Raw genomic sequence first — 11,001 nt, 5'->3', positions numbered from 1 at the left:
CGCGGGTGGTCCTCCTCGACCTCGACCTCGGCAACTTCGGCGACGGCACCGTCCTGATCGCTCCCCTGGCCGCGGCCGGCGCCAACGTCGTGGTGATCACGGCGAGCAGCGACCTGAGCCGCTGGGGCGCGTGCATGCGGCAGGGCGCACGCAAGGTGCTGTCGAAGGACCAACCGCTCCAGGACATCCTCGGCACAGTGCGGCGGCTTCACCAGGGCCTGCCCGTCACGACCGCCAGCGAGGTGGAGGAGCTGCTCGAGCACTGGCGCGCCGAGCGCGCGGCCACCGAGGACATGCGTCGCCGGCTCGACCGGCTCACGCCGCGCGAGCGCCAGATCCTGGGGCACCTGATCGCGGGGCTCACCGTGCGGGAGATCTCGCGGCAGGCGGTCGTCTCCGAGGCGACGGTGCGCACGCAGGTCAAGTCGATCCTGGCCAAGCTGGAGGTCTCCTCGCAGCTGGCCGCCGTCGGCCTGGCCAACCACATCGGGTGGAGGCACCCGGAGATGAGCACGCGTTTGCCGCATTTGCGGCATGCCACGCCGGAGGCCCGTTCCTAGGCTGTTCAGCACACTCCGCCGGGGGGCGGATTCGATGGGGGGAAACACGATGACGCAGCTGTCGACGGCGTGGGGGGAAACCGCCGTCCAGGCTCCACTCGTGCCGCGGCCGCGTGCCGCCGCCGAGGTGGACGTCGACGTCGAGTGCGCCGAGATCGGCGCGCCCGTCCACACGCTCAGCGTGGCGCCCGAGATCGCGACGCGGCGACGCCCGCGCCGCGGTGCGGAGTCGATCCGCTCCTGGCTCGGTCCGGTCGCCGCCCTGTTCTCGGTCCTCGTGCTGGCCCAGCTCGGTGCCCTGGTCCCGGCCGTGGTGATGTCCGCGCTCGTGGTGCTCTGGCCGGCCGCCCTGGTCAACAGCGGGTTCCACCGGCGCCGCCCGGTGGCGGAGACCTCGACCACCGAGGTGCGCCGGATCCTGACGGCCGCGGGCCGCCTGGGGCTGCTGTGCTGGGTGGCCCCGATGGTCGCCTCCGCCGCCGGACTGCCGGCCGTCCTCGGCTCGCCGGTCGCCCTCGCACTGCACGTGGGTGCCCTCGCCGCCTGCACCGTCGTGCTGGCGCTGCTCACCCGTCAGCTGGTGCCCGTCGCGCTGCCGGCGATGGTGCTGGTCGGCCACCCCGACGACGTCGCGGCCGCCCTGCCCGAGCTCGGCCGAGGTGGCTACCGACCCGTCGCCGTCTGCCTGACCGAACCCGCGTCCCCCGCGTCCGCCGCCGCGATGGCCCACCTCACGGTGCACGTCGGCCTGCACCAGGTCAGCAGTACGCTCCGCTCCGCCGGCGCCGACGGCCTCCTGGTCCTCCCCGGTCCCGACGTGGAGCCGATGACGGTGCGGCGCCTGCAGTGGCAGGCGGCCGCCGAGAACGCCGAGGCGTACGTGGCCACCGGCGTCGTCGACGTCCACCCCACCCGCGTCCAGGCGGTCGCAGCCGGCGGCCTGCGCGTCGTGCACATCGACCACCCCCAGTTCCAGGGTGCGACGCGGGTCGTCAAGGAGGTCCTCGAGCGCACGCTGGCCTTCCTCCTGGTGATGGTCCTCTCGCCCCTGCTGGCGGTCGTCGCCGTCGCCGTGCGGCGCGACTCCCCCGGTCCGGCCCTGTTCCGCCAGGAACGGGTGGGCCGCCAGGGTGAGCTGTTCACGATGCTCAAGTTCCGGTCGATGCGCGTCGACGCGGAGGAGGACCGCGCGGGTCTGGGCGACCGCGACGAGGGCGCCGGCGTCCTCTTCAAGATCCGCCAGGACCCCCGGGTCACCCCGCTGGGTGCCTGGATGCGGAAGTTCTCCGTCGACGAGCTGCCCCAGCTGTGGAACGTGGTCCGCGGCGAGATGGCGCTCGTCGGGCCCCGCCCCGCCCTGCCGGACGAGGTGGAGAACTACTCCTTCGACCCGCGCCGGCGGCTTGCCGTCAAGCCCGGGCTCACGGGCCTGTGGCAGGTGTCGGGACGCTCCGACCTGTCGTGGGAGGAGTCGGTCCGCCTCGACGTCCGCTACGTCGACAACTGGTCGCTGCGCCTGGACGCCTCGATCCTCGTGCGCACCGTGCGCGCCGTGCTCGAGCACCGTGGCGCGTACTGAGGACACCGTCCGCCCGCCCGCACCGCACGCCGCCCGCCCGGCCCCGGGCCGACGTGCACGCGGGGCGGGCGTGGTGCTGTGGGTCGTCGCACTGGCCTCCCTCGGCGTCGCGATGACCCTGTACGGCCTGCGCGCCTCCGGGACCATGAACCCGCGCCTGGCCCAGGTCGTCGCCTTCGCCCCGTTCGGCCTGCCTGCCGCGCTCCTCGGGCTGGTCTGCGCCCTGGCGCTGCGCCGCCGCGCACGGGTCGCGCCGCTGCTCCTGGGCGGCCTGTGCGCCGTCCTCGCCGTGGGCCACGCCTGGTGGCAGGCCCCGTTGTACGTCGGCTCCACGCCTCGGGCCGGCACACCGACGGTCGTGGTGGCGGCGCAGAACTTCGAGTTCGGCGACGCCGACGCGCTCGTCTCCCTGGTGGCCCGGCACGACGTCGGCGTGCTCGTGGTGACCGACGTCGGACCGGCGCGGATCGAGGAGCTGCGCGGCGCCGGGATCGAGGCCCTGCTGCCGTACGAGGTGGGCGCGGACCGCGGCACCTCGGTGCTGAGCCGCTTCCCCGTGCAGGAGAAGGGGCTCCTCTCACCCGGCGGCGACTCGCAGTTCGTCTCCGTCACGGTGCCGGGTGTCGGACCGGTGGACGTGGCGGCGGTGCACCCGACCCCGCCCTACCAGGGTGAGAAGTGGGCCACCGACTGGGAGCGCGTCCTCTCCGAGCTGCACCGCGCGCACGACCCGGTGGTGGACACCCCGACCGTGGTGGCCGGCGACCTCAACGCGACCCTCGACCACGCCCCGCTGCACGACCTGGAGGCCCTCGGTCTCGTCGACGCGGCCGAGGCGACCAACTCCGGCTGGGCGCCCACCTGGCCGGCCGACGGCTCCCGGCGCATCCTGGGGGTGCGGGTGCCGTCGATGCTGGCGCTGGACCACGTCCTCAGCGGCGGCGGCCTCGTCCCCGTGGGGTTCGCGGTCGACGGTGCGGTGGGCAGCGACCACGCGGCCGTGGTCGCCACGCTCGGACCGGCGTCCTGAGCGGCGGGATTCGGCTACGTTGACACGCATGCGAGTCGCCACGGCGGGGTCCCCCCGAGACCGGTGGTCGCGCGGGGTCCGCTCCCTCACGCACCGTCGGGACGGCTGAGGTGCCCGCCGAGCCCCTGGACCCGGTCGCCCTGCGGGTCGCAGCCCGTTCCCAGCGCAAGTCCATGGGACGTCTGACCCGCCTCGTGCGGGCGAGCATGTCGTTGGTCTGGCAGGCGGGCCCGCGCTCGTTCGTCGCGCTGGCGTCGCTGCAGGTCGTCTCGGCGATCGCCCTGGCACTCCAGGTGCTGGCGGTCCAGTGGGTCCTCTCCGCCGTCCTGGCCGACGACCTGCGGGCCGACTTCTCCTCCGTCCTGGCGCCGGTGACCCTCCTCGCCGTGCTGAGCGCGACGGGCGCCGTCGCCGGTGCCCTGCAGTCGCAGCTGCAGCGCCTGCTGGGCGAGATGGTGGCGAGGACGATGTGGACCCGCGTGCTGCGGGTGGCGACCGGCGTCGACCTGCGCCACTTCGAGTCGCCCGAGTTCTACGACCACCTCAACCGGGTCCAGACCAACGCCGTCGCCAGGCCGTACCAGGTGACCCAGGGCGTGCTGTCCATGGCGGGCGCCGGCGCCGCGGGCGTGGGGCTCTCGATCGCGCTCGCCAGCGTCTCCCCGCTCCTGCTCGTCCTGGTGCTGGTCGGCGGGGTCCCACTGCTGCTGACCAGCCGCCGGGAGTCCCGGCTGGAGTTCGCCTTCTCCGTCGGTCAGACGCCGGTGCTGCGCGAGCGGGCGTACCTGGCGATGATCCAGACCGGGCGCGAGGAGGCCCAGGAGGTCCGCGCCTTCGGCCTCGGCAGCTGGCTGGGCGAGAGGTTCGACGCGCTGTACGACCGCTACCTGGGCGACCTGCGTCGGCACGCGGTCCGCCGTACGCTGCTGAGCCTCGTCGGTCAGCTGGGCTCCGCGGTGGTGCTGGGCGGCACCCTGCTCTTCCTGGTCTGGCTGGTCGCGCGGGGCACCATCGACGTCGCCGGCGCGGGCGCGGCGATCATCGCGATCCGGATGCTCGCCAGCCAGGTCCAGTCGGTCTTCCGCGGGGTGCAGCTGATCTTCGAGTCGGGCCTCTTCCTCGACGACCTGGACGCGTTCCTCGCGATGGGTGCTCCCGCCCTGGAGGGGACCTCCGGCCCGCAGGCGCCGAGCGGCTTCGACACGATCCGCGTGGACGACGTGCGGTTCCGCTACCCCGGCGCCGAGGTGGAGGCGCTGCGCGGCATCGACCTCGAGGTCCACGCCGGCGAGATCGTCGCCCTCGTCGGGGAGAACGGGTCCGGCAAGACGACCCTGGCCAAGCTGCTCGCTGGCCTGTACCGCCCCGACGGCGGCCGGATCGAGTGGGACGGCACCGACACCACCACCTTCGCCCCCGCGAGCCTGCGGGAACGCGTGAGCGTGACCTTCCAGGACTTCGTGCGGTACGCCTTCAGCGCCACCGAGAACATCACGGTCGGCAGGGCCGGGGCGGAGTCGTCGCCCGACGAGGTCCGGGCCGCCGCCCGTGCGGCGGGCGCCGAGCAGCTCCTGGACGACCTGCCCCAGGGGTTCGCCACGCGGCTCTCACGGCTGTTCACGGGTGGGACCGACCTGTCCGGCGGCCAGTGGCAGCGGGTCGCGCTGGCGCGCTCGTTCTTCCGCGACGCCCCGCTGGTCATCCTCGACGAGCCGACCGCCGCCCTCGACCCACGCGCCGAGCACGAGCTCTTCGCCACGCTGCGCGACGTGCTCGACGGCCGCACCGCCCTGTTCATCTCGCACCGGTTCTCCACGGTGCGTGGCGCCGACCGGATCTTCGTCCTGGAGGGGGGACGGGTGGTCGAGCAGGGCACCCACGCCGAGCTGATGTCCGCCCGCGGCCTGTACGCCGACCTGTACCGGCTGCAGGCGGACACCGACGTCGCAGGTGGCCCCGCTCAGGCGTGAACCACCTCGTCCACCGACGCGGCCAGCACCGGCGGCTCGTGGAGGTAGGCGGTCGTGCGCCGCTTCTGCTCGATGTCGCGGTACACCCGCTCGACCTGGTCGGTGGTGAGCCCGGTGGCCTCCGCGACCTCCGCGATGTCCACCCCGTGGTTGAGCCCGTACAGGCACAGGTCCATCCGCGCGTAGGGCAGCGAGAAGTAGAACTCCTCCTGCGACTGCGGGAGCGAGTAGGTGTCGGTGGTGGAGGGGCGGTCCTGGATCTCCTGCGGGACGCCGAGGTGGGCGGCCAGCGCGTACACCTGGGTCTTGTAGAGGTGGGCGATCGGCTTCACGTCGGCCGACCCGTCACCGAGCTTCACGAAGAATCCCTGGTCGTACTCGAGCCGGTTGGGGGTGCCGGCCACGACGTAGTTGAGCCGGTCGGCGTGGAAGTACTCCAGCATCTTGCGGGAGCGCTGCTTGAAGTTGGTCGCCGCCACGATCTCCAGGTACGCGTCCGCGGTGAGCCGGTGGCTGCTCTGCGTGCCGTCGGGCGCCTGGACGACCACGGAGTAGAGCCGCAGCGAGTCGGAGTCGACCACGCTGGGGAGCACGATCTTGGAGAGGTAGCCCGGGCCGTACCCGGGGACGACCCGCCGGATCGCCTCGTCGCGCCGGCGGTAGCAGCCCGCGGCCTCCAGCAGCGGCGAGATGTCCTCCAGCACCGAGTCGATGCCCAGGGAGTCGGTCAGGCTGCGGCTGAAGCCCAGGGTGTCCCCCGACGACTCCGACTCGGGCATGTGCAGGCCGAAGACGCGCTGGGGTCCGAGCGCGCGCACGCACAGGGCGGCGACCACGCTGGAGTCGATGCCGCCGGAGACCGCGATCACCGCTCCCTTGCGCTTGTTGCGCAGCACGTACGAGCGGATCATCTCGCTGATCCGCTCGACCTCGGCCTCCTCGTCGATGGCGAGGACGTCCGGTCCGAATGCTGTGGCCATGGGTGTTCTCCTCCTACAGGGTGACCGCGTCCATGACGGTCGTGGGTGTCGGCGGGCGAGCCGGGCTGCTGGCGGCCTCGCGCCCGAGGAACTGGTGGTGCAGGAGCTGCACCGACAGCACGGCGGCCAGCCGCATGCTGTCGGTGTTGGACAGGGCTCGGCCCCGCGACCGGCGGGACTTGGCCAGGAGGCCGTCGACGACGGCCGGCTTGAAGACGCCGGCCTCGAGCACCGCCTCGGGCGAGGTCACCTCGCCCACCCAGTCGGGGGCGTCCTCCCCGACGAAGCCGGACGCGTCCGGCGCCCGGTACGGCTGCTTGGGCCGGCTCCGGATCTCCTCGGGAACGAGGTCGGCGAAGGCCCGCTTGAGCAGGTGCTTCTCGTCGAGCCCGAGCAGCTTGTGCCGTGCCGGCAACCTTCCGGCGTACGCGAGGACCTCGGCGTCGAGGAAGGGGAAGCGGCCCTCGATCGAGTTCGCCATCAGCATCCGGTCGCCCTGGGAGGCGAGGATGTAGCCGGGCAGCAGGGTCGTCATCTCCAGCCACTGGGCGCGGGACAGGCCGTCCCAGCCCGCCGCCTCGGCCGGCATCCGGTCCACCAGCTCCTCGGCGGCCCGTCCGGTGGTGACCACGTCGTCGCTCAGCATCGCCGTCAGCGCGCCCGTGGAGTCCCAGCGTGGGCGGTGCGACAGCGCCGGGTCGTCCGCGTCGAGGTTGCGCCCGAAGAAGGACTGGGCGAAGGCCGGCGCCTGGTTGGGGTTGCGCCCCAGCCACGGGTAGAGCAGCTCGACCGCACGGGCCCGCAGCCCCGATCCCGGGTCGCGCGCCCAGAACTCCCGGACCTTGGCCTCGCGGAAGATGTCGTATCCGGCGAGGACCTCGTCGGAACCCTCGCCGGTCACGACCACCTTGTAGCCGCTGTCCCGCACCAGCCGGGAGAGCAGGTACATCGGCGCCGGCGCGGTGCGCAGCAGCGGTGTCTCGGCGTGCCGGACCACCTCGGGGAACACCACGCCGATGTCGCGGTGGGAGACGACGATGTCGCGGTGGGTGGTGCCGAGCCGACGCGTCATCAACGCCTGGTGGTCGCCCTCGTCGTACTCGGCGTCGGCGAACCGCAGCGAGAACGTGTGCAGGTCGGCGTCGGTGAAGGACCTGATGACAGCCGCCGTGACGGCGGAGTCGATGCCCCCCGACAGGTACGCCCCGACGGGTACGTCACTGCGCTCGAAGCGCAGGCGGGTGGCCTCGATGACGGCCTCGCGCAGACCGGCGGCGTGCGCGTCGAGGTCGCCTGGGCTGCCCTGCCCGCGCTCGGGGAAGGTGGGCTCGAAGTAGGTGTGGCTCACGCCCGGGGCACCGTCGCGGAAGACCACGTACGTGCCGGGGCGCACCTGCGCCACGCCGGCGAAGACCGTCCGGGGGGCCACCGTCGACCAGAAGGTCAGGACCTCCTCGAGGCCGACCGGGTCGAAGGCGCGCGGCACCTGCGGGTCCCGGAACAGCGCCTTGACCTCCGAGGCGAACAGCAGCCGGTCGCCCACGCGGACGTGGTGGAGGGGTCGCACGCCCAGCCGGTCGCGCGACAGGACCAGCTCGCGGGTGCGGCGGTCCCAGATCGCGAGCGCCCACTGGCCGTTGAAGCGCTCGAAGCAGCCCGGCCCCCACTCCTCCCAGGCGTGGACGATGACCTCGGTGTCGCTGTGGGTGCGGAACTCGTGCCCCCGGTCGCGCAGCTGGGCGCGCAGCTCGACGTAGTTGAAGATCTCGCCGTTGAAGGTGACCCAGACCTCCTCACGCTCGCCGCACATCGGCTGCACCCCGGCCGACGGGTCGATGATCGCCAGCCGGGTGTGGCCGAGCGCGACCGTCTCGTCGCGGTACCAGCCGCTGCCGTCCGGGCCCCGGTGGCCGAGGGTGGCCATCATGTCGAGGAGCAGGTCGGCGTCGGGGCGTGCGCCGGGTGAGTGGATCCCCGCGATGCCGCACATCAGGCCTCCCCCGTGAGCCGACGGACCGTACGCGCCAGCGCGTCGGCTCCCACGAGGTGCTCGTGGGAGAGCAGCTCCGCGGGGAGCGTCAGGTCCAGGGCGTCCTCGAGGTGGATCGCGACGGCCAGCGCCGCGAGGTCCTGATCGGCCTCGTGCGGGATCTCTGCGCACTCGGCAAGGACGTCGCGCACGCGGCTCGGGTCGTTCAGCACGGCGCCTCCTGCTGCGACAGGGCCTGGGCGTCCACCGTCACGGTCTCCTCCAGCGCCGCCAGCAGACGCGGGGACAGGTCGGTGGGGAAGGGTGGCCCCCACGGGACGTCCGCGACGAGCACCGGGACGTGCCGGGCGAGCTCGCTCATCTGGGCGAACTGACCCGCCAGCAGGCGCTGGTCGCGCACGCCCAGGATGCGCGGGAAGCTGAGCAGCGCCAGCGCGGCCGCGGCCGCCGGGACCGGCGTCAGGGTCAGCTCGGTGGTGTCGCGCCGGGGGCGTGGGACGAGCAGGGCACCCAGCCGTACGCCGTCGGCGGTCGCGGCGGGGACCGTCAGCGCACGTCTCTCGTCCGCGGTCGAGCGGTGCGCCGCACCCGCGCCGAAGTCGTCGCTGAGGCCGGCGGCGGCCGTGCGCAGGCGTACCTCGGTGGCGCCCAGGTGGCACGCGTAGAAACCGTCGTCCGACGCGCTGACGTGCAGCACGTCGTCGGTGACGAGCCGGCCCCCGTCACGGCACAGCAGGGTGGCCAGGGTGGTCTTGCCCATCCCCGAGGAGCCGACGAAGCCGATCACGCGGTCACCCACCTCGACGGCGCTGGCGTGCAGGACGAGGGCCCCGCGCAGCATCAGCACGTACGACAGGACGGTGCCCGCGACCAGGACCGCCCCCATGTCCTCGTCGACACCGTCGACCAGGTGCACGGTGACCTCGCTGGCCAGCGCGTCGACGACGACGTCGCACGTCTCCTCGAAGCGCAGCAGGTGGCTGCCGTCGTCGCGACGGACGAAGCTCGCGCGCTGCCCCGTGGGGATGCTCCACTGCACCGCCAGCTCGCCGGGCGGGACCTCGCGGGTGGACCGGATCGGTGTGCCGAGGAGCACCCGCACGTCGGGCCGCTCCCCCGCCATCGGGCGCGGCGTGTGCAGGTCGAGGTCGCTGAGCACGTCGAGGCCGTGCAGCCGGCAGCCGCCGCTCATGGCCCGACCCTCTCGACGGGGGCGAAGTCGGCCGCGCCGGGGTCGAGGCTGAGACCCTCGATCTCCAGCCACGCGTGGGCCTTGATCTCACCGTCGTGCTTGGCGACCCCGATCCGCAGCGTCGGGTCGAGGCGGCGCACCAGGCACCCTCCGACGAGCGCGAGGCGCAGGCAGCTGTCGCCGAACGGCCAGTACTTCAGCGCGCGGCGGGTGGCGGCGAGCCGCCGTCTGGCCCACCGCGGGACGACGACCGGCTCCGTACGCTCCATGGTCGTCGCGGGCAGCGTGTCGAGCGGGACGCCGAGGATCGCCGAGAGCCGCGGCAGCCGCAGGGTGCGCAGGCCCACCTCCACGACCACGGCCAGCGCGAGGGCGGCAGCCGTGCGCACCAAGTCGGCCGGCCCGACCCCGTGGATCCTCACCCCTCCCCCGGTGCTCACGCACGCTCCCGGGAGGCAGTGGTGCTGCCCAGCCAGGCCGCCTGGAGCAAGGGCGTCGAGATCGCGCTGGGGAAGTCGGAGCGCCACTCCTCGCGCAGCAGGTCCACGTCGACCAGGTCGGCGTCGAGACCCGACCCGTCCCACTCCTCGGCGAAGGAGCGGGTCGCCTCGCCCATGAAGGCCCGGTTGAAGTACGCCTTCGAGCGCCGCGCGAGGATCTCCTCGGGCAGCAGGTCGGAGAAGAGCGAACGCATCGCCTCGGTGCGTGAGGCGAAGCCCCACGTCCCGGCGTCCGCGGCGAGCGCGCGGACGAAGCCGGGGTCGAGCAGCGGCTCGTGCAGGGTCAGGTCGTGGTCCGCGGCGAGCTGGCGGTAGTTGTGCGACGCCATCGCGGCGGCGCGGCGGGTCAGCAGCCACTGCAACGAGGCCGGTGTGCTCAGCGGCTCGCTGGCGAGGTCGGCCGCGAGCAACTGGTGGTGCCGTGCCCGGGCGGCGGGGCGCAGCCACGGTTGCATGGCGGAGGCGTCGAACCGGGCCTGCTCCCGGTGGCGGCGGTACGGCGGGGGCGCGAGGCACGCGGCGGCCGAGCGGAGGTCGGCGGGGCGTACCCGGCGCAGGCCACGGCGCCACAGTCGACTGACCTGGGCCCCTCGGCGGCGCCCGAGCACCTCGTCCCCGCCCTCGCCGGTGAGCAATGAGCTCCCGGGTTCCAGGCGCCGCAGCACCGTCGACTTCACGTGCAGGGCGGCGGGCCAGATGGTCCCCCGCTGACGCAGGGAGTCCAGGGCGTCGGGGCCCAGCAGGTCGTTGCCGTCGGGGAACTCGAGCCGGAGCCACTCGCGCAGTCCCAGGTGGTCGACGACCAGCTGCTGCCAGCTGGACTCGTCGGACTCCGGGACGCCCGGGTACAGCTCGGTGAGGGGCACCGGATCCTGCAGGCCCTCGCGGCGCGCCACTCGGGTCGCGACGGCGAGCACGGCCGAGGAGTCGCGCCCTCCGGAGAAGGCGACGTAGCAGCGCCCGGCGGTCAGGGCGGGAAGGACCGCGGCCTCCAGCGCCTCCCGGGCGGTGGCGTGGTGACGTCCCCCGTCGTCGGGCGCGGGAATGCGCCCGTGCACCCAGCTGGATGCCAATTCGAATGAATTCGGATACCAGTATCCGGAGTCAGGAATACGCGTCATCTCGGTGAACCGACTTTCGCCCGGGAGGACCATTCTCACCGGGCCAGACGTCAGGACACGCCGAAATGAGGACGGGAAC

Annotated in this window: 10 protein-coding genes; 4 read left to right on the top strand and 6 right to left on the bottom strand. The window is 73.4% G+C overall.

The features are described from left to right. The 4 genes from ACI379_RS12365 to ACI379_RS12350 form a co-directional block, all read left to right on the top strand. Window positions 1–560: LuxR C-terminal-related transcriptional regulator (locus tag ACI379_RS12365; protein ID WP_439792394.1), on the top strand; the 560-nt coding region annotated here is incomplete at its 5' end. Window positions 561–660: 100 nt separating this feature from the next. After that, window positions 661–2,139, top strand: coding sequence for a sugar transferase (locus tag ACI379_RS12360; protein WP_439792393.1), 1,479 nt, complete (start codon window positions 661–663; stop codon window positions 2,137–2,139). Between the two features lie 70 nt (window positions 2,140–2,209). Next, the gene (locus ACI379_RS12355) at window positions 2,210–3,169 is read left to right on the top strand and encodes an endonuclease/exonuclease/phosphatase family protein (protein WP_439792392.1); all 960 of its coding nucleotides are present in this window, start codon (window positions 2,210–2,212) and stop codon (window positions 3,167–3,169) included. Between the two features lie 110 nt (window positions 3,170–3,279). After that, the gene (locus ACI379_RS12350; protein ID WP_439792391.1) at window positions 3,280–5,139 is read left to right on the top strand and encodes an ABC transporter ATP-binding protein; all 1,860 of its coding nucleotides are present in this window, start codon (window positions 3,280–3,282) and stop codon (window positions 5,137–5,139) included. Here ACI379_RS12350 and nadE read toward each other — a convergent pair. The 6 genes from nadE to ACI379_RS12320 are packed head-to-tail and all read right to left on the bottom strand — an operon-like array spanning window position 5,130 to window position 10,859. Continuing rightward, window positions 5,130–6,119, bottom strand: coding sequence for an NAD(+) synthase (gene nadE, locus ACI379_RS12345; RefSeq protein WP_439792390.1), 990 nt, complete (start codon window positions 6,117–6,119; stop codon window positions 5,130–5,132). The two genes, ACI379_RS12350 and nadE, sit on opposite strands and share 10 nt — an antisense overlap. A gap of 13 nt (window positions 6,120–6,132) precedes the next feature. After that, on the bottom strand, window positions 6,133–8,109 hold the full coding sequence (gene asnB / locus ACI379_RS12340) for an asparagine synthase (glutamine-hydrolyzing) (RefSeq protein ID WP_439792389.1): 1,977 nt from the start codon (window positions 8,107–8,109) through the stop codon (window positions 6,133–6,135). Then, window positions 8,109–8,321 carry a hypothetical protein gene (locus ACI379_RS12335; RefSeq protein ID WP_439792388.1) on the bottom strand — a complete coding sequence of 71 codons (213 nt, stop codon included), beginning with the start codon at window positions 8,319–8,321 and terminating at the stop codon, window positions 8,109–8,111. The genes asnB and ACI379_RS12335 overlap by 1 nt, the downstream gene beginning before the upstream one ends. After that, a complete protein-coding gene (locus tag ACI379_RS12330) occupies window positions 8,315–9,301 on the bottom strand; it encodes a hypothetical protein (protein ID WP_439792387.1) in 987 nt (328 codons plus the stop codon). Before ACI379_RS12330 ends, ACI379_RS12335 begins: the two co-directional genes overlap by 7 nt. Next, window positions 9,298–9,741, bottom strand: coding sequence for a lasso peptide biosynthesis B2 protein (locus tag ACI379_RS12325; RefSeq protein ID WP_439792386.1), 444 nt, complete (start codon window positions 9,739–9,741; stop codon window positions 9,298–9,300). The genes ACI379_RS12330 and ACI379_RS12325 overlap by 4 nt, the downstream gene beginning before the upstream one ends. Beyond that, the gene (locus ACI379_RS12320) at window positions 9,738–10,859 is read right to left on the bottom strand and encodes an asparagine synthase-related protein (RefSeq protein WP_439792385.1); all 1,122 of its coding nucleotides are present in this window, start codon (window positions 10,857–10,859) and stop codon (window positions 9,738–9,740) included. Before ACI379_RS12320 ends, ACI379_RS12325 begins: the two co-directional genes overlap by 4 nt. Window positions 10,860–11,001: the final 142 nt, after the last annotated feature.

The organism is Nocardioides sp. (assembly GCF_051876515.1).
Lineage (GTDB): Bacteria > Actinomycetota > Actinomycetes > Propionibacteriales > Nocardioidaceae > Nocardioides.
The sequence above is the reverse complement of the archived record's forward strand: the minus strand, read 5'-3'. Positions and strand labels throughout refer to the sequence as shown.

What these genes read in the sequence shown, in the direction of transcription:
- asnB (WP_439792389.1), bottom strand. Translation starts at nt 8,109, where the DNA reads ATGTGCGGCATCGCGGGGATCCACTCACCCGGCGCACGCCCCGACGCC.
- nadE (WP_439792390.1), bottom strand. Translation starts at nt 6,119, where the DNA reads ATGGCCACAGCATTCGGACCGGACGTCCTCGCCATCGACGAGGAGGCC.
- ACI379_RS12330 (WP_439792387.1), bottom strand. Translation starts at nt 9,301, where the DNA reads ATGAGCGGCGGCTGCCGGCTGCACGGCCTCGACGTGCTCAGCGACCTC.